Consider the following 18676-nt stretch of genomic DNA (forward strand, 5'->3'; position numbering starts at 1 on the left):
GGTCCGCGACAGTGCGCCCAAGCTCCCGGGCATATTCGCTCTCGCTTACGTCGTACCGCTCTTCTATCGAGCGGAGTCGTTCTTGAAAGGTCATCGTTGAAGCCTCCAGTCGGGCCTATTCTAACCGAGGCGGTTCCTGCATAAGAACCTTTCCCGACTACCAAGAGGATGAAAGACCAGTTAAGCGACACGTGTGAAGAGCGGGTTGTTGCAGAGCTCGGAAAGCAGAGCCAACTCGACGACTTCTGAGTATAAATAAGACGAGACATCGAGTAGACGGGGTTCAGATCCTATGCCCATATTCCTGCCTTCAGGCCTTCGGGGCGTTTTGCCCTTACGTACTCACCTGCGCTAAACCTGGTGATTACTGAAACGAACGCGTAGCAGGGAATGCCGATTGCCTACAGGAGCTCATCAACGGTGACGTCTCTCCAGTCGGGGAGGACGTTGTTCAGTTCCTCTCTGCGGAAGATCCCGTCCCTGGTTCCGACCACCGCTCGAATACCATTCAGATTCAGGTACGGTTCCCGGAGGCGGAGTACGATAAGCTCTTCAAGTAAGTGTCCCGTCTGCTTCGCACCCTCGTTGTGCCACGCCTGCGACCCCGCTGCTCTCGCAAGTAGCGAAAGGGAACACCTCTTTCACCCCGCACTGGGTATGCGTTCCCAATGGCCGGCCTCGCCGTCTCCGTGCTGCTCGCAGTCGTCGGGACAGCCGTCATCTGGAAGGGAAGCGGGCTCTTCGAGGGGGCGGCCGAACGCCTCAGCAGGTACTACCGGCTCCCGGTGGCGGTTCACGGCGCGATCGTCGTCGCGGTCGGGTCGAGTTTTCCCGAGCTCAGTTCGGTCGTTATCAGCACGGTCGTCCACGGGGAGTTCTCCCTCGGCGTCGGGGCGATCGTCGGGAGCGCGATCTTCAATCTTCTCGTCATTCCTGCGCTGTCTGCACTCTCTAGTGAGACCCTGGGGGCGACGCGCGATATCGTCCACAAGGACGCGCAGTTCTACATCATCAGCGTGCTGATCCTGTTTCTCGTGTTCGCGCTCGGGGCGACCTACGTTCCCGGCGGGACCAACAGCGCAGCTATCCTGACGCCGGCCTTAGCTGTCCTCCCGCTTGCGACATACGGTGTCTACGTCTTCCTGCACTACGCGGACGCGAGTGACCACGTCGCCGACGGCGCGCCCGAGGTGGATCCGCGCCGAACCTGGGCGACGCTGCTCTTCGCCCTGGCGCTCATCAGCGTCGGCGTCGAAGGGCTCGTGCGCGCCGCGCTCTCGTTCGGCGCGACGTTCGGCACGCCCTCGTTCCTGTGGGGACTGACCGTCCTCGCCGCGGCGACGAGTCTCCCGGACGCCATCGTCAGCATTCGTGCGGCGAAGCGAGACGAGGACGTGACGAGCCTCACGAACGTGCTCGGTAGCAACACGTTCAACCTCCTCGTGGCAATCCCGGTCGGGATTCTCCTGGCCGGGTCGGCGACGATCGACTTCCGCGTGGCGATCCCGACGATGGGGTTTCTCACGCTCGCGTCGATCGTGTTTATCATCTTCGTCCGGACCGACCTGGAACTCACCGATCTCGAAGCCTACGGCTTCCTGGCTCTCTATGGGCTGTTTCTCCTCTGGATGACCCTCGAGACTGTCGGGGCGGTCGAGACGGTCCGTGGGATCTGATCGCCCCGGTTGCGGCCGTAATAATCTGTCACATACACCGCCCAGTTGTATTGTTGAATACTTGCAAAACTGTTTTATTACTGCCCTCCGTAGCGGGAGGTGATGAGCGAGTCACAATCCGACGAGACGCTCGACGAGATCAGAGAGCAGAAACGCCAAGAACTGGCGTCGGAACTGAACGATGGATCGAAAGCCGACGAGGAGGCCGAGGAGAACGTGGTACCCGCTGAACCGATCCACGTGAACGGCGTCGGCGAGTTCCAGGACGTCGTCTCGGAATACGACGTCGTGCTCGTCGACTTCCACGCGGAATGGTGTGGTCCGTGCAAGATGATCGAGCCGACGGTGAAGTCACTCGCGGAGTCGACGGACGCCGCTGTCGCGAAGGTCGACATCGACGAAAATCAGGGACTCGCCCAGCAGTACCAGGTCCGTGGCGTGCCGACGCTCCTGCTCTTCAGTGGCGGCGACCCCGTCGAGCAGATCGTGGGTGTCAAAGACGAGTCGACGCTCCGCTCGTTGATCGAGCAGTACCTCTAGGCCGGCGGCTTCGGCCAGCACTCGGGATCGCGGCTCCGGGACTAACCCCACCGACACCCGTTCTTATTGGTCAGCGCCTCGAACGACAGGTATGGCCGACCACGGCATCGACGGCGATCCGGCGGATCGGGTAGTGGAGGACGTCCACCGCGTCGCCGAGGACATCGGCACAATGGAGATTCGGGGCGCGGCGACGATCGCCGACGCTGCCGCGCGCGCACTCGGGACACAGGCCGAATCCAGCACGGCCGAGACGCCCGCAGAATTCCGGGCGGAACTGCGCGCGGCCGCCCGCGTCCTCTACGACACCCGCCCGACAGCGGTGAGCCTCCCGAATGCGCTCCGATATGTCCTCCAGGATGTCGACGGCGACACGATCGGCCAGCTCCGGGCGAGCGTCCGCGCGAGCGTCTCGGAGTTCTGCGACCGACTCGACACCGCACAGAACGATCTGGGCCGCGTCGGGGCACACCGCCTCCGCGACGGCGACACGGTGATGACGCACTGTCACTCGACGGACGTCCTCGCCTGCGTCGAAACCGCCGTCGAACAGGGGAAGTCGCTATCGGCGTTCGTCAAGGAGACCCGACCGCGGAACCAGGGTCACATCACTGCCGAAGCGCTTTCGGAAATGGGCGTCGATGTCACGCTGATCGTCGACTCCGCGGCCAGACGGTATCTCGACGACACCGATCACGTCCTCGTCGGCGCCGACAGCATCGCCGCCGACGGGTCGGTCATCAACAAGATCGGCACGAGCGGGCTCGCGGTCAACGCCCGCGATCGCGGGGTTCCAATCGTCTGTGCGGCCCAGACGATCAAACTTCACCCCGACACGCTCACCGGCCACATCGTCGACATCGAGATGCGCGACGAAACTGAAATCGTCGACGAGGCGACCGCAGCGGAGATCGGTGACCCGACCGTCCTGAATCCGGCTTTCGACGTGACGCCGCCGCGATACGTCGACGCGATCGTCACCGAACGCGGCCAGTTCCCCCCGGAGAGCATCGTCACGCTGATGCGGGATCTGTTCGGCGAAGGAACGGACGAGCCCTGGCAGGAACCGTAATCGGACCCGACGGTGGGAAGCGCCGGTCGCGACGGCTCTCCCGGGCACAGAAGAGTTTTACCCACAGGTCGGCGACTGCAGGGCGATGGCGACGCCCCCGCATCTCTCCCCGAAACTGGTCGTCGGGGTCGGCTCCCTCCTCCTCACGCTCCTCGCGACGTGGGCAACGACCCGGACGGCCGGGTATCCGACGCACCGCCCCCTCCGCTCGTGGCCGACGCGGTTGGCTACACGGCTCCGTCGTGAACTCCCGCGTGGCGACCACCTGACTGCCGCGTGGGCAGCGATTGCGCTCTGGTCAGTGCTCGTCACCGGCCTGCACTTCGGCGGGGTGATCTACAACGTCTACACCGTGATCCCGTGGTGGGATCTCCTAACGCACGCGATGGGCGGCCTCGGCGTCGCGGCGCTGCTCGCGTTCACCTTCCGCGGACAGACGCTCCGCGCGCCGCTGTGGGTCGTTCCCGCAGTGCTCGCGATCGGCGCGGGTTTCGAGGTCTACGAGTTCCTGTTCAAGCGGTTCTGGCACCACTGGTCGCTCGAATTCTACGTCGTCGACACGGTCGTCGACCTCGTCGTCAACACCGCCGGAGCGGGCGTTTTCGCGGTCGCCACAGCGGCCTATCGGAACCGCGTGGGCGTCGACGCCGCCGAGGCGTTCGGCGACCCCGACCCCGAATCGGTTACAGACTCGGACCGAGGCTCGTACCGATAGCGTCCCTCCTCTCGTGGCGTCCCCCCGCGGTGTCTCCGTCCTCTACCGCGGTGTCTCCGTCCCCCACTCGTCGATCGCCGTCTGCAACGCCGGGCTCTCTTCGGCCTTCGCGTCGAGTGAGATGCCCGCCGCGTAGGCGTCTGCGGCCGCCCGGAGCGCTTTCGCCCCTGCGTGGGTGCCATCGGGATGGCCGTGGATCCCGCCGCCGGCCTGCACGCAGACGTTCGTCCCGGTCGCGTCGAGGAGATCGGGCAGGAGGCCCGGGTGGAGACCGCCGGAGGCAACCGGGAGGACGTCCCGGAGGCCATAGAGGTCCTTCCGGAGCCACGCATTGATGCCGACGGTGTCCTCGTTTGCGAGTTTTCCGAGGCCGACCGTGCCGGTGTGGAGCTGGTCGACGCCGACGAGTCGGGCGATCTGTGCGAGGACGCGCATCGAGACCCCGTGGTTCGGCAGGCGGTCGAAGGCGGCGTGCATCGCCCGGTGGGCGTGGATCGCCAGCCCGAGTTCCGCACAGCGCTCGCGGACCGTCTGAACGGCCGCCCAGCCCGTCGTGATCACGTCGACCATCACGTACTCACAGCCCTCGGCGGCGACCTGGTCGACGCGTTCGAGCATCTCGTTCGTGCCCGCGGTCACGTTGATGAGATACGACTTCGGCTCGCCGGTCTCCTCGGCGGCGCGGTCCCGCTGGGCGAGGCTCTCGATCAGGCGGTCCTGGAACGGGTTGAACGCCTGATCGGTGAGGTTCTCGTCGTCCTTCAGCAGATCCACTCCGCCGGTCCACGCCTCGTAGCCGACCTCCGCGTGTCGTTCGGTCGAGAGCCCGACCTTCGGTTTCGGCACCGTCGCGAGGATCGGCCGATCCTCGACGCCGAAGATTTCCGACCGGACCGCCGAGCCGAACTGCGGCCCCGGGAACGACGTTGCGAGCCCCTCGGGCCACTCGCAGTCGACCAGTCGGATCGCGTCGACGGCTTTCATCCCCATAATGTTGCCCGCGATGCACGAGAGGACCTGGGGCATACTGCCCGGTTCGAACAGGCCCTCGGGGTACGCGACCCTGATCTCGGTGGTGTCGTCCGCCACGCGGGGGTCCGCGGCGGTGATGGCTCTGCCGGTATCGTCGCTTCCGGCGTCGACGTCGAAGGCCGTCGCGCCCATATCGGTGAACCCTTCACCGGTCGGCAACGCCGCCCACGTCCCGTTCGACGACTCGGAGGCGACCCGGGAGGCTGCGGCTTCGACGTCCATCCCCTCGGCGGGCACGATGCGGAACGTGCAGACGAGATCCGCGGGCGCGGGCTCGTACGAGAGGTCGATGAAGTCCTCGTAAGTGATTCCGGTCATCCCGCTCGAAATTCGCGACAAGCGGATATAAAATCCGCCGTCGATTTCGATCGAGATCGTCGGGGCCGCCCGGGAGTTCCCAGGCGCCGTCGAGATCGCTCGACTGAGCAGGGTCACCGACGTGGCGGCTCTCCGTCGCCTCCCGGAGCCGCAGGGAGCTGCTCTCGGACCGTCCCGAAGATCTCGACATCGACACCCAGCGTCCGCGCGACGGCGTCGCCCGCACCGAGGAGCCACCGCGCGCGCTCGACGTGCGATTCGACGTCGCCGGGGCCGACGCGGTACCGATCGACGAGCGTCTCGATCGTCGCCCCCTCGCTCCACTCCGTCAAAAGGCGGGCGAGTTTGACCGCACGGAGCCACGCCTCGAAGTCCTCCGCCTCGTCCGGGGCGGTGGTGAACTCGGCGGCGTGCTGCGAGGCGAACCGGTAGATCTCGGCGCGTTCGCGGTTCCCGAGGTACGTCCCGCGCATGTCCGGCGTCGCACAGACGACACCCAGCGCCGTGAGTGCGGTGACTGTCTCCTCGGTCATCGATTCGATCGTTCTCGCTCCGGCCGCGAGTGCCGCACCCGTCTCGGGACGGACGTACTGCCGGGAGACCGTCCCGCCGAGGTCGGTCGCAGCGAGCGCTGCACACTCACCGCCGTCCTCCTTGTTAACGTCCCCCTCTTCGACGTCGAGCAGTTCCATCGCGGCCAGTTCGGCCGCGACGTCGTCGAGCAGCCCCGAGAGGTCGACGTCCGGCGACTGGTGGGCGAAGAAGGTCGCGTCGAGCAGATCCAGCACGCCCGCTTTCGAGTCGGCGAAGCCCGAAGCGACGACCGAGAGGACGTGCGTCCGGAGCGCCTCCCGGGCGGTCAGTTGGGATTCGATGGCCTCCGGGCCGGCCTCGACGTACCGCTCGCGGAGGTCGTCGGCGGTGCGCTCGTTGCCCACGAGGATCGCCTCGCCGTAGGGATCGAGGTGGGGCCGTCCGGCGCGGCCGCACATCTGGTGGACTTCGAGTACAGGGAGTTCCGCCATCTCCTCGCCGGTGTAGCGTTCGAGGTCCCGGACGACGACGCGACGCGCGGGGACGTTGACGCCCGCCGCAAGCGTCGGAGTGGCACAGATCACCGCCAGATTGCGCTCGCGGAACGCGGATTCGACGAGCGCACGGTGATCGCTCCCGAGGCCGGCGTGGTGGAACGCGACCCCGGCCTCGGCGGCATCCGCCAGTCGATGGGCCGTCGACGTGCCGTCGACCGCGCGGATCGCCTCCGCGAGGTCGTCGCGGGCGTCTTTCGATTGGTCGCTTTCCTTCCCCTCCCCGCCACCGAGGTCCTCCTCGGCGAGGCGGGCCGCCAGCGACTCCGCCTCGCGACGCGACCGGACGAACGAAAGCGACTGCCCGCCGTCGTCTACGGCGTCGGCGACGAGCGCCGCCGTGACTTCGGTGTCCATCTCCTCGTTTGGCCCCACGGGGCCAACGTCGACACCGAGCGTCGACCCATCGTCGAAGCGGACGCCGTCGCCGTCGTAGACGCCGGTCCGGAGATCGACCGGCCGCCACGTCGATTCGACGAGTTCGGCGTCGAGCCACGCGGCGACGTCCTCGGGGTTATCGACCGTCGCCGAGAGCGCGACGATCTGGACGCCCGGCGCTCGTCGCTGCAGCGTCGCCAGGGTGACTTCGAGCGTCGGGCCGCGGCGCTCCCGGCCCAGCAGATGGACCTCGTCGACGACGACACAGGCGAGGTCTTCCACCCACGAGGCGCCGTTGCGGATCGCGGAGTCGACCTTCTCGGCCGTCGCGACGACGACGTCCTCGTCGCCGAGTTCCTCCGCGGGTGAGTCGAAATCGCCCGTCGAGATGCCGACGCTCACACCGGGGAGTTCCGCGAAGGAATCGTACTTCTCCCGTGCGAGCGCGCGAAGCGGGACGACGTAGAGGGCGGGGCCGTCGGCCGTCAGCATCGCCAGTTCCGCGATCAGCGTCTTCCCCGACGCCGTCGGGATGGCGGCGACGACGTTTGCCCCCGCTGTGACGCCCGCGTCGACGGCCGCGGCCTGCGGCGGATACAGTTCTTCGATGCCCGAGGCGCGGTAGTGTTCGCGGACAGCGGCGGAGACGGGGAGGTCCCGAACGTGCACATCCGTGGGTGGGACCGTCATCACATAAAAACTCGCGGCACCTTCGGGGTCGAGAAGTACTCGGTCCGGGCAGTCGTCTGCGCTGTGGATGGAGTGGTGACGGCTCGCGTCCTACCGAGCGAACTGCTGTTCGAGCAGCGTCGTCAGCAGGTACGCACCGAGCCGCGAGGTGTTGTCCGTCGGATCGAGCGTGGGGGCGACCTCCATCAGATCGGCGGCACCGACAGCGTCGTGCGTGCCGAGCGTCTCCATCACCGAAAGCGCCTGGGAGGCGCTCAGCCCGCCCGGTTCGGGCGTCCCGGTGCCCGGCGCGACCGACGGCTCCACCGAGTCGATGTCGAAGGTGACGTAGACCGCGTCGGCATCGGAAGCGGCCGCCGCGATCGCATCCTCGACGACCGCCTCGATCCCGCGACGCTCGACATCACGGATGGTAAAAAGCGAGAGGCCGCTCTCGTCGGCGAACTCGAAGAAGTCCGGGGACTCGTAGCCGCGGATTCCGACCTGCGAGACGTGCTCGTAGTCGGTGTGCGGCGAGTCGGCGATGTGATGCGTCGAGGAGCCGTGGAAGTGCTCGCCGTGGAGCGCGCTCTCGGCGACCGTGTCGGTGTGGGCGTCGATCTGAACTAGGCCGACGGTGTCGTGGCCGCCCCCCTCGGCGAATCCCCGGAACGACGGGAACGTACAGTAGTGATCGCCGCCGAGGAGGACCGGCATCACGTCCTGTGCGGCGACGGTGGCGACGTGTGCGGCGATGGACTCGGCGGTCGTCTCCCGATCCATCGGAAAGACGGGGACGTCGCCACAGTCGACCAGGTCCAGGGCGCCGAAGTCGACCTGGTGGCCGGTTCGGATGTTCGTCAGCCCGCCTTTGTATCCGGAGAGATACGCCAGCCACCCGCTGGCACGGCGGAGAGCACGGGGGCCGTAGCGCGCCCCCGGCTGATTACTGACCGCTCCGTCGTAGGGTGCCCCGAGGACGGCGACGTCGGCGCCGGCGACGTCCTCGACGTCGGCGATGTCCCGTTTCAGGAACGTCTCGAAGCCGGCGTACGGCAGTTCGACGGCGCTTCCGGGGGTCGACTCGCGAAAGGCTGTCGCCCGACTGTCCTGTGTTTCGTCTTCCATCTCAGATACTCGGTTCGTCCTGGCTGGCTTCGATCGTTGTTTGGAGGCGCTCGACGGTACACTGGAGGTGGTCACGGGATACCGTCAGCGGTGGCTGGAACCGCTGCAGGTTCCGGTGGGACCCCTCGACGCCGATACTGCGTCCCTGCTTGCGAATGTACCGTCCGGCCAGTTGTGATGAGTCTGCTTGTCGTGACATTGTATCTGGAACTCGTATTCCACCGTTACCGGTGCGTTGTGTCGACCTCTTCAAAAATCTTGAGGTGAGAAATTTCCGCTCCAGAGATTACTGGCGCGTGTTTAACGGAACCGGCAGCCAATCGAACGTTGTATCTGAAAAACACTTTATACGGTAATCCGTTTCCACTCCAGCGAGCAGTGTCGAGGGTTTTTAATCGGGCCTCCCCTCTATAGGAGTAACCGATGGCGTCAGGGGGCGAACGACGGCGATACGACCTGCTCCGTCTTATCGACGAGAACGAACCGATCGGGAGCATCCGGCTCGTCGATCTGATGCAACAGCGGGGCTACTCGATCAAAGACCGGACGATTCGGCTTTTGCTCTCGGAACTCGACGACCAGAATCTGACGGAGAAGGTATCCGGGAAAGGGCGAAAGCTAACCTCGGAGGGCCGCGAGGAACTGAAACGGGGGGACGTCAGCGGTCGGCTCGAACGGATCCGGGAACGGATCGCCACGCTGACCAGCGAGGTGACGTACGATCCCGCGGAGGACGGGGGGGAAGTCGTCGCCGGAGCCGGCCGCGTGCCGGCAGCACGCGTCGATGAGGCCTTCGACCTGTTGACTTCACTTCACGAATCCGAAGTGGGCCCGGTCCCCGTCTCGGTCGTCGAACGCGGTCGCACCGTCAAGCTCGCGGTCCCGTCGAGCATCACGATCGACGGCGTGTTGCTCTCCCGCGGCATCAATGCACGGCTCGTGACCGCGGGGCTCGTGGAGTACGACGGGGAGATCACCCGCTACATCGACGCCATCAGCGGCGAGGGATCGACGATGGACGTGGTGCGGTTGCTCGTCCAGGCCGATCGCACCGACGTGGACGGAATCCTGCACGACAGCGAGGGCGTCTTGATCGTCGACAGCCGGGAGTTCCCGCTTACTCGCTTCGACGAGGCGCAGGACCTCTCGACGGCGACGCGCGACCGGATCGGCGGGGTGTTGTCGTTCCGTCGTCCCCGCGAATCCGGGCAGGTCCCGGCCGGAACGCAGGGCTGGGAGTTCGCTTCCTGCACCTACGGCGGCGTCGGCGAGATGGCGTTCGCGCTGCTGCACGAACACGGCCTGCTCTCGGAGTGGGACTCCCTCGACGGCCTGCGACCCCGGAGCACGTTCGAGCCAGCGCCTGCTCTCCGCGAGCGATTGTGATCACCATAGCAGAAAGCAGAAACGAGACGATCGGGGCGGCGAGGCAAACTCTCCTGTGTTCAGGCGCCGACGACGATCCCGAGGATGATCGCCGCGAAGAACGCGGCCCACATCCCCAACGAGCGCAGGGTCACTGATCTGTCCTCCAGTTCGACCGGCCCGTCTCTGGCGGTATCCTTGTCGCTGTCGAAGCCCTGGGTGACGAACCAGTAGAGGACGAGCGCGCCGAAGAGCGCCTCCGCGGCCCAAAACAGCACGATCATCCCCGTGAAGAGGCCTTTGCTCATCATTGGTCGTCACCTCCGTCGGTAACGACGGCCGAGCCCTCCTGTGCGATAGACTCGAAACGGAAGTCGTCCGGCGACGCCGCACTGACGAGCAGGGTGAGCCCCGTCGAGACGAGGTGGCCGACGGCCATGATCTCCCAGAGCTTGAGCGTCGGGCTGGTGACGACGACGTCGTAACTGGCCGCAAGCAGGAACGCCGTCACGAGCTGGGAGACGATCACACCGGTGACAAAGCCCGTCTGGGAGGCCTTCGTCCAGAACAAAGAGAGCGCGAAGGGGCCGACCAGCGCCGACGCGCCGATGCCGCCGATCAAGAGCAGCTGGACGAAGCTGATCGAGCCGAGCGCGAACACTGTCGCCGCGAAGATGACGGCAGCAAAACCGATCGAGGCACCGCGAGCGACTCTGAGTTGCTGGTCGTCGGAGGCGTCCGTGTTGAGGTGACGGTAGTAGATGTCACGCGAGGTGAGACTCGCGATCGCGGTCAGATACGAGTCGACCGACGACCCGAGCACCATGAGCGCAACGAGCAGGAAGATGATCGCTGCCCAGTCGGGCAGGAGCCCGAGTGCTTCGATCGAGAGGTTGCCCGGGGCCACGTCGGTGAACGCCGCGAGCCCGACGAAGCCGATGACGGAGTACATCGCGATCGTGGTGAACACGCCGATCCCGCCGATAGTGAGGAACCGGGAGGTCTTGTCCCGGCGGACGGCGAACACCCGCTGCCACGTCGCCAGCGACACCACGCCCCACACGCCGAGGCCGAGCGCGTAGGGGAGGAAAAGCCCCTCGATAGCGTTGAAATTCGCCATCGAGAGGAACTGCGCCGACTGCTCGCCGAGGTTCGTCACCATCCCCTCGTACACCTGCCCCGGGCCGCCGGCCTCGACCAGGAGCAACGGGACGAAGACGAGCGTCAGCGCGAGCGCGCTGACGAACTGGACGAAGTCGGTCGTCATCGACCCCCAGAGGCCGCCGAGCAGGATGTAGATCCCGATGACGCCCATCAGCACCGCCATCACGATGTTGGGGTCGATGCCGGTCAGGCCGCCGATGACGCTTCCCCCGACGAACAACTGGATCACCCCGCCGAGCACCATCGTGTAGAGGATGACCAGGATCACCGCGAGGTGCGCCCACTTCCCGAATCGCTCGATGAAGTACTCGCTGTACGTCAACCCCTGCGGGAACAGTTTCCGCATCCGCAGGGCGAAGGGGATGACCACGAACGACGACAGGACCGCGGGCGCGGCGTACATCCAGATCCCCGCGACGCCGGTGATCCCGACGTACTGGGGGACCCCGAGGATGTCCCCGGCCCACATCCAGGTGACCGCAAAGGAGGCTGTCGTCAATCCGAGCTGTGCGCGCCCCCCAGCGGTGATGAACTCCTCTGTGTCGGTGACTGACTGCCGCTGGTAGATGTAGTAACTCAAGGCGATCATCGCGATCCCCCACACCGCCAGCAGGGCACCGCCCGTAAGCTGTGTTACCACGGTCCGTCACCCCGCGCTGCGCGCTGGCCGTCCGCCCGCCGCCGATGGTGGTAATATATTACCATATCAAAAGGTGCAAAGTTTAACCAGGTATATAAATATTGTGGAAAGGAGTGGCATGGCTTACGTACCCGCGCCACGAACTCCGCTCCGATGGCTATCGATCTGACCCATCCGATCGAGACGGGAATGCAAACCTACCCAGGCGACCCTGACGTGACGGTTCACGACTACGCCTCCCACGATGCCGACGGGTACCGCGTGTCGGCGGTCGAACTCGGCAGCCACACCGGCACTCACATCGACGCGCCCGCGCACGTGCTTCCGGACGGAAAGACCCTCGAAGCGTACGATATCGATCAGTTCGTCTTCGACGCAGTCCGGGTTGACTGCCGCGATCTCGGCCCGCGTGAGCCCGTCCCGCCGGAGCGAGTCCCCGACGAGGAGGCCGACTGTCTGGTCCTGTGGACCGGCTGGGACGACCACTGGGGGACGGATCGATATCTCGACCATCCGTATCTGTCGCCCGCGGCCGCGGAGCGCTGCGTCGAGAGGGGGCTGGCCGTCGCCTCCGACACGCTGAACCCCGATCCGACGCCGACCGACGCGGCGTCCGCCGACGAACCGGACGGGCTCCCGGCCCATCAGACGCTGCTCGATGCGGACTGTCTGATCGTCGAGAACCTCACCGGCCTCGAGGCGGTCGTCGATCACTTCGAGTTGCGGGCCTATCCGCTGGCCCTCGGCGGCGACGGTGCCCCGATCCGCGCGGTCGGCGTCGTCTGAATCCCGGAACTAGTATGCCACCTTGGGATCTCCATTCAACTGGGCACTCTCAGGCAATAGAGATCGCTTCTCTCCCTCGTTTTGCGCCGCAAAAAGTTCGAACAGAGGGTTCGACCTGATCGCGCTTCTCAGGTGTAGCCGTGCTCCGCCAGCCGGTCGACCGCTTCCCTGAGTCGCTCCTCGCTTGCGGCGTAGGAGATCCGCGCGTAGCCGGGTGAGCCGAACGCCGAGCCCGGGACGGTCGCGACGTGGGCGTCCTCTATGGCGCCCGAACACCACGCCTGATCGTCCTCGTCGACGGGTAGCATCATATAGAACGCGCCGTCCCCGACGGGGACGTCGACGCCGTGCTCTGCAAAGAGCTCGGCGAGCATATCGCGGCGCTCGCGGAACGCGTCGCGCATCTCCGTGACTGCCTCATCGGTGTTTTCGAGTGCTTCCAGGCCGGCGTGCTGGACGAAGTTGACCGCACACGACACCGAGTGGGAGTGCAGTTTCGCCGCCTGCGAGATCAGCGATTCGGGGGCGTGGAGGTAGCCGAGCCGCCAGCCGGTCATCGAGTACGCCTTCGAGAAGCCGTTGATCGTGACCGTGCGGTCGCTCATCCCCTCAAGGGTGCCGAGACTCGTCGGCTCGACGCCGTAGGTGATCTGCTGGTAGATCTCGTCGGAGATGACGGTGATGTCGTGCTCGACTGCGAGGTCGCGAACGCCCTCCAGCGCCGCATCTGAGTAGACCGCGCCCGTCGGGTTCGACGGGGAGTTGACGACCAGCAGCTCGGTTTCGTCGGAAACCGCCTCCGTGAGGTCGTCGAGGGCCGGTTCCAGCTGGAAGTCGTACGGCGCCAGATCGACGCGGTTCAGCGACCCCCCCGAGAGCTTCGTCATCGCCTCGTAGGAGACCCACGCGGGATCGAGCAGGACGACTTCGTCGCCATCGTCGATCAGGGTCTGGAACGTCTCGAACAGCGCCTGTTTCCCGCCGGGGGTGACGATGACCTCCTCGCTCGCGGCGTCGAGGCCGTCCGCGCGGAGTTTCTCCGCGATCGACTCCCGGAGTTCCGGGATGCCGTTCGAGGACGTGTAGCCCGTGTGTCCGGCGTCCATCGCGTCCTGTCCGGCCGCGACGACGTTCTCCGGCGTCGGGAAGTCCGGCTCCCCGACAGAGAGGTCGACGACGTCGACGCCCTCCGCTTCCAGTTCGCTCGCCTTGTTGCTGATTGCCAGCGTCGCGCTCGGTTCCACCCGTTCGACGCGGGCTGCGAAGTCGAAACTCATGCCAACGTCTCCACCATATCGACCGCGGCGTTTACCGCTTCCGCACCTTTCTCGATCCGCTCCCGCGCTTCGGCCCCGCTCTGGCCGGGGCCGGAGACGCCGAAGGTGACCGGCACGTCGCGATCGAGGCTGATCTCCGTCAGCGACTGCGCGGTCGCGTCGGCGATGACCCGGTCGTGGTCGGTGTCCCCGGTGATGACGGCGCCCACGACAGCCACCGCGTCGATGTCGTCCCGTCGCGCCAGTCGATCGGCCGCCAGCGGCGAGTCGTACACGCCGGGAACCGACAGTTCAGCACCGACTGCCGCGTCCCGTTCTTCGGCCGCCTCCTTGGCGGCCGTCGCCATTCGCTCGGTGACCGAGGCGTTGAATTCGGCCACCACCAGTCCGAGAGTTACCATACTCCGGCGCTCGCCCGGCGGTCTCATAATGATTGCTTTCGTCTCTTCCCGCCGAGCGCCGTCAACGGGCAGCGCTCGGCGATGAACAGTGAGAGTACTCAGTATCAAGGGGTACCGGCACGCGCCCGCCCCTGCTCGAATCTCTCGCCTGAAAACCGCGATTCGAGCGGAGAAACTCAAATAGTCGGATTCGCAAACACAAGAGTTGTAATGGCGTGGTTGATCAGAGGGTTGTAATGAGCCCTGACGAGGGCCCGTCCGACACCTCCGAGATGCCCTCCACCGACAGTCACGACGGCGACGAAGCGACCGACGAGCCAGTCCCGGCGCCGGAGAACCCGGCTGCTCCCGACAAAGACGTCGGTAACGACGAATACACCGATACAGACCCGCCCGGACGCGACGCCCCGTGGTGGCGATCGCTCTCTGCAGACCGGTATGTGCTTCTCGGTGTCGGCGTCGCCACCTTCGTCGCGCTCGCGCTCCGGCTTTTCGCACTCGGCGGCCGGATCTTCCACTGGGACGAGGGCCGCGTCGGCTACTGGATCCTCCGGTATCACGAAACCGGGGTTCACTCCTACCGACCGATCGTCCACGGGCCGTTCCTCCCCATCGTCAACGACTGGCTGTTCGCCCTGATGCCGGTCTCAGACTTCGCTGCGCGGCTTCCCGTGGCGGTCGTCGGTGGCCTGCTCCCGGTTGCGGCGTGGCTCTTCCGCGAGCGCCTCCGCCGGACCGAAGTCGTCGCGCTCGCGGCGCTTCTCGCGCTGAATCCGCTCGCCGTCTACTACTCCCGGTTTATGCGTAACGACGTTCTCGTGGCGGCCTTTGCGGTGTTCGCGCTCGGCTTCGTCGTCCGCGGGTTCGACACCGGACGGCTCCGGTATGCGTTCCCGGCGGCCGCCTCGCTCGGTCTCTCCTTTACGACGAAGGAGAACGCGATCCTCTATGTCCTCTGTTTCCTCGGCGCGAGCGCGCTGCTCGCCGACCATCGGTTGCTCGCCGCGCGGGCCCGCGGGGAATCCGCGGGCGCTGTCGTCGGTGGCTGGTGGACGGCAGTCGTCGACCGCTTGCTCGCCCACGGCGATACTTCCCGCTCCTCACTCGGGCGCGTCCTCGGCACGGCGGTGGGAGCACTCGCGCTGTTTCTCGGTGTCGTGCTCTTCTTTTATGCTCCGCGTCCGGACCTCTGGCAGGCCTTTACTGCGCCCGGACAGATTCCCCAGGTCGTCGACGCCGGCACGGTCGGCGCGGCCGAAAAGTTCGCCGACACCTGGGCCGGCGGGAGCCACCAGGATCACCCGTACCTGCCGTTCCTGCAGGACCTGGCTGAAACGCTCGTCTACGGCGCGCCCGCGCTCCTGGCGTTCGGCCTCCTCGGCGTCCTCATCGATCGATACGGCATCCGCGGCACGGGTCCGCGGGAGTTCGTCACCTTCGCGACCTACTGGGCGGTCGCGTCGCTGTTCGGCTATCCCATCGCGACCGACATCCAGGCGCCCTGGGCCGCAGTCCACGTCGTGGTTCCGCTCGCGATTCCGGCCGCCGTCGGCCTCGCGTTCGTGATCGACTCCAGCCGCGAGTCGCTGGCCGCGCGCGATGCAGTGAGTGTCGGCCTCGCGGCGCTCGTGGTGCTCGCGGCTCTGAGCGGGGCGGCCGCGGCCAACGCCGCGTACTTCAATTCAGCGGAGGAGGCAGACAAGCAGGTCTTGCAGTGGGCACAGCCCGAAAATTCCCTGAAGCCGACAGTGCAGATCGTCGGCGAGCTCGCTGCCGACAACGACGACGGCCCGGACGTACTCTTCGTCGGCTCGCGGCCGCCCGGGAGCGACGGCGAGGTGTTCTACGTCCGCAACGAGTCGTCGCTGCGAACCGCGCCGCCGGGCGGCCCCGCGTGGCACGATCGCCTCCCGCTGCCGTGGTATCTGGAACGGTACGGCGCCGAGGTCACCAGTTCACCGCCCGACGCGACCAAGACGGAGGCGCTTTCGGATCCGCCGCCGGTCGTGATCGCGAAGGGGTACGACCGGAGCGAGGTCGCCGCGGAACTGACGGGCTACACCGCCTTCGAGCACAAGTTCCGGCTCTGGAACGACGACGTCGTGGTCTTCATCGAAGACGAGCGGCTGCAGCGGGTCGCCCCGGAGCGGGTCGGCGGATCGGACGCCGACACCCCGGAGTAGCTCGGCGTCTCACGCGACGGGACGACGATCAGACTCCTCGCGTCGACTCCGCTGTCAGTATAACCCACGACTGCAGTCGGAGGCGCCCGCCGTGTTCATATGTGAGTCCGCATCGTTCGACAAGGTTTATTCGATATCCTGCGGTACCGTCGCTCGTGACCGTCACCCTACCCGGACCAACGCTCGGCGTCGTCGGCGGCGGACAGCTCGGTCGGATGCTCGCCGAGGCGGCCGCGCCGCTCGGCGTCGAGGTCGTCGTCCTCGATCCGACTCCGGACTGCCCCGCCTCGCCGGTCGCCCGCGAGCAGATCGTCGGCGAGTTCGACGATCCCGAGGCGTTTCGCGAACTCGCCGAGCGCGTCGACGCCCTGACCTTCGAGATCGAACTCGCGGACGCGGACCTGCTGGACCGGGTCGCCACGGAGTACGGCCTCTCGGTCAACCCGGCGCCGTCGACGCTGGAGACGATCGAGGACAAACTGATCCAGAAGCGCACGCTGCGGGAGGCGGGCGTGCCCGTCCCCCCGTTCCGGCAGGTCGACGACGCCGAGGATCTCCGGGCGGCGCTCGACGAGTTCGACGCGGTGATGCTGAAAGCGCGGACCGGCGGCTACGACGGCCGCGGGAACGTGCCCGTCACCGACCCCGACAACGCCGAGGCCGCGATGGACGCGGTCGGCGGCCCGGCGATGGCCGAGACGTTCGTCGACTTCGCGCGGGAGCTGTCCGTGATCGCTATCCAGGGTGACGACGAGGTGCGGACCTTCCCCGCGGGCGAGAACGTCCACGAGGAGGAGATCCTCCGGGAGACGATCCTCCCGGCGCGGACGAGCGAGGGCGTGCTCGAACGCGCCGAGGCGGTTGCCCGCGACGTGCTTTCGACGCTCTCGGGGCGCGGGGTCTTCGGGATCGAACTGTTCGAGACGACCGAGGGGGAGATCCTGGTCAACGAGATCGCCCCGCGGCCCCACAACTCCGGACACTGGACCATCGAGGGCGCGCGCACCTCACAGTTCGAACAGCACGTCCGCGCCGTGCTCGGGTGGCCGCTCGGATCGACTCGCCTGCGGTGTCCGACGGTGATGTCGAACATCCTCGGTACTGTCGAGGAACCGCGCTCGGCCCGCCTCGGGAACGTCGACGCCGTTTTCGAAGATGGCGATGCCTCCCTGCACTGGTACGGCAAAGACGAGGTTCGACCGCTCCGGAAGATGGGACACGTGACAGTTACCGGTGACGGGACGGTGGACCCGGGGGCAGCCGATCGCGACGATATCGACGGTCTTCTCGCGCACGCGAGAGATATTAGACGGGCACTCACCTTCGATTGAGCCGGTGGATGCTACCGCGCGAGTGAACCCCGAGGGAACTCCCGGCTGCGAATCGAATACAACTACACTGTCCGAGAGTGAATCCACACAGGAGCCAGCAATGACAGAGTACACGCCCGACGGCGACGCAGACGTGACGGTACAGGATCTGATCGACCGCCTGCACGCGGAGGCCGACGCCGATGCCGACCCGGCGACGACACCTGACGTGGGGATCATAATGGGCTCGGATTCCGACCTCGACGTGATGGCCGGCGCCCACGAGGCCCTCGATCGCCTCGGCTTCGCCGAGCAGACCGACTTCGAGGCGGCGCCCGACGCGCGCTTCACGTACGAGACGTACGTCGTCTCCGCGCACCGGACCCCCGAACTGATGTACGCCTACGGCGAGACGGCCGAGGCGCGCGGCCTCGACGTCGTGATCGCGGGCGCGGGCGGGAAATCCGCCGACCTGCCGAATATGACCGCCTCGATCGCCTATCCCGTGCCGGTGATCGGCGTGCCCGTCCAGGAGAAGTCAGTCGACTCGGTCATCGGGATGCCGACCGGCGCGCCGATCGTCGCCGTCGACGCCGGCAAGTCGTTCAACGCCGCGCTGTCGGCCGCGCAGATCCTCGCGCGCGAGTACGAAGAGATACGGGAGCGGCTGGTCGAGTACCACGACTCTCTCGTCGGCGGGGTCGCCCGCGACTCCCGGGACCTCCACGATCTCGGCGTCGACGAGTATCGCGAGCGACGGAACGAGGAGTAGCCGCCGACGGATTCACAACCGTGTAGGATTTCGCCACTCGAGGCGGCAAATGTCACAAACCCGGATAGCCACGGCCCGATACCGCCGCCTGTATCGCGAGCGGACCCCGGTGTATAAATCAACGCTTATGGGGGGGCGCTCCTAACCCCTCGAACGTCAGGG

At 66.4% G+C, this 18676-nt stretch carries 17 protein-coding genes; 9 read left to right on the forward strand and 8 right to left on the reverse strand.

The window, feature by feature from the left end; translation table 11 throughout:
• Positions 1–668 precede the first annotated feature (668 nt).
• From RJT37_RS09445 to RJT37_RS09460, 4 genes are all read left to right on the forward strand, one after another.
• Positions 669–1676: a sodium:calcium antiporter gene (locus RJT37_RS09445; RefSeq protein WP_313683862.1), complete on the forward strand. Its 1008-nt coding sequence runs from the start codon at positions 669–671 to the stop codon at positions 1674–1676.
• Positions 1677–1778: 102 nt separating this feature from the next.
• A complete protein-coding gene (gene trxA, locus RJT37_RS09450) occupies positions 1779–2216 on the forward strand; it encodes a thioredoxin (RefSeq protein ID WP_313683863.1) in 438 nt (145 codons plus the stop codon).
• A gap of 91 nt (positions 2217–2307) precedes the next feature.
• Positions 2308–3288 carry a ribose 1,5-bisphosphate isomerase gene (locus RJT37_RS09455; protein WP_313683865.1) on the forward strand — a complete coding sequence of 327 codons (981 nt, stop codon included), beginning with the start codon at positions 2308–2310 and terminating at the stop codon, positions 3286–3288.
• 85 nt (positions 3289–3373) lie between these two features.
• Positions 3374–4003 (forward strand): DUF2238 domain-containing protein, encoded by a 630-nt coding sequence (locus RJT37_RS09460; RefSeq protein WP_313683867.1) that lies wholly within the window; start codon positions 3374–3376, stop codon positions 4001–4003.
• A 42-nt stretch (positions 4004–4045) separates the two neighbouring features.
• On the opposite strand, the gene rbcL is transcribed toward RJT37_RS09460, so the two are convergent.
• The 4 genes from rbcL to RJT37_RS09480 all read right to left on the reverse strand — a co-directional run bounded on the left by rbcL (position 4046) and on the right by RJT37_RS09480 (position 8815).
• Positions 4046–5353, reverse strand: a complete 1308-nt coding sequence (rbcL, locus tag RJT37_RS09465; protein ID WP_313683869.1) for a type III ribulose-bisphosphate carboxylase — start codon at positions 5351–5353, stop codon at positions 4046–4048.
• A gap of 113 nt (positions 5354–5466) precedes the next feature.
• Entirely contained in the window at positions 5467–7488 is a 2022-nt protein-coding gene (locus tag RJT37_RS09470; RefSeq protein WP_313689927.1) for a DEAD/DEAH box helicase, read from the reverse strand.
• 111 nt (positions 7489–7599) lie between these two features.
• Positions 7600–8616: an agmatinase family protein gene (locus RJT37_RS09475; RefSeq protein WP_313683871.1), complete on the reverse strand. Its 1017-nt coding sequence runs from the start codon at positions 8614–8616 to the stop codon at positions 7600–7602.
• Between the two features lies 1 nt (position 8617).
• Complete coding sequence (locus RJT37_RS09480; protein WP_313683873.1) at positions 8618–8815, reverse strand: hypothetical protein; 198 nt, start codon at positions 8813–8815, stop codon at positions 8618–8620.
• Between the two features lie 224 nt (positions 8816–9039).
• Between RJT37_RS09480 and RJT37_RS09485 the strand changes: the two genes are divergently transcribed.
• Positions 9040–10002 carry an NrpR regulatory domain-containing protein gene (locus RJT37_RS09485; protein WP_313683875.1) on the forward strand — a complete coding sequence of 321 codons (963 nt, stop codon included), beginning with the start codon at positions 9040–9042 and terminating at the stop codon, positions 10000–10002.
• 59 nt (positions 10003–10061) lie between these two features.
• Here the strand turns inward: RJT37_RS09485 and RJT37_RS09490 are convergent, their stop codons facing one another.
• Positions 10062–10289: a hypothetical protein gene (locus RJT37_RS09490; RefSeq protein WP_313683877.1), complete on the reverse strand. Its 228-nt coding sequence runs from the start codon at positions 10287–10289 to the stop codon at positions 10062–10064.
• Entirely contained in the window at positions 10289–11785 is a 1497-nt protein-coding gene (locus RJT37_RS09495) for a sodium:solute symporter family protein (RefSeq protein WP_313683879.1), read from the reverse strand. The genes RJT37_RS09490 and RJT37_RS09495 overlap by 1 nt, the downstream gene beginning before the upstream one ends.
• A 153-nt stretch (positions 11786–11938) precedes the next feature.
• On the opposite strand from RJT37_RS09495, the gene RJT37_RS09500 reads away from it, so the two are divergent.
• Positions 11939–12571 (forward strand): cyclase family protein, encoded by a 633-nt coding sequence (locus RJT37_RS09500; RefSeq protein ID WP_313683881.1) that lies wholly within the window; start codon positions 11939–11941, stop codon positions 12569–12571.
• A 128-nt stretch (positions 12572–12699) separates the two neighbouring features.
• Here RJT37_RS09500 and RJT37_RS09505 read toward each other — a convergent pair whose 3' ends face one another.
• On the reverse strand, positions 12700–13848 hold the full coding sequence (locus RJT37_RS09505; protein WP_313683883.1) for a pyridoxal phosphate-dependent aminotransferase: 1149 nt from the start codon (positions 13846–13848) through the stop codon (positions 12700–12702).
• Complete coding sequence (gene ribH, locus RJT37_RS09510) at positions 13845–14249, reverse strand: 6,7-dimethyl-8-ribityllumazine synthase (RefSeq protein ID WP_313683885.1); 405 nt, start codon at positions 14247–14249, stop codon at positions 13845–13847. Before ribH ends, RJT37_RS09505 begins: the two co-directional genes overlap by 4 nt.
• 236 nt (positions 14250–14485) lie before the next feature.
• Between ribH and RJT37_RS09515 the strand changes: the two genes are divergently transcribed.
• The 3 genes from RJT37_RS09515 to purE all read left to right on the forward strand — a co-directional run bounded on the left by RJT37_RS09515 (position 14486) and on the right by purE (position 18514).
• Positions 14486–16432, forward strand: a complete 1947-nt coding sequence (locus RJT37_RS09515) for a flippase activity-associated protein Agl23 (protein ID WP_313683886.1) — start codon at positions 14486–14488, stop codon at positions 16430–16432.
• Between the two features lie 155 nt (positions 16433–16587).
• Positions 16588–17763 (forward strand): 5-(carboxyamino)imidazole ribonucleotide synthase, encoded by a 1176-nt coding sequence (locus RJT37_RS09520; protein WP_313683887.1) that lies wholly within the window; start codon positions 16588–16590, stop codon positions 17761–17763.
• Between the two features lie 100 nt (positions 17764–17863).
• A complete protein-coding gene (purE, locus tag RJT37_RS09525) occupies positions 17864–18514 on the forward strand; it encodes a 5-(carboxyamino)imidazole ribonucleotide mutase (RefSeq protein ID WP_313683888.1) in 651 nt (216 codons plus the stop codon).
• The last annotated feature ends 162 nt before the right edge of the window (positions 18515–18676 follow it).

It is taken from the genome of Halobellus marinus (genome assembly GCF_032113415.1).
Lineage (GTDB): Archaea > Halobacteriota > Halobacteria > Halobacteriales > Haloferacaceae > Haloquadratum > Haloquadratum marinus.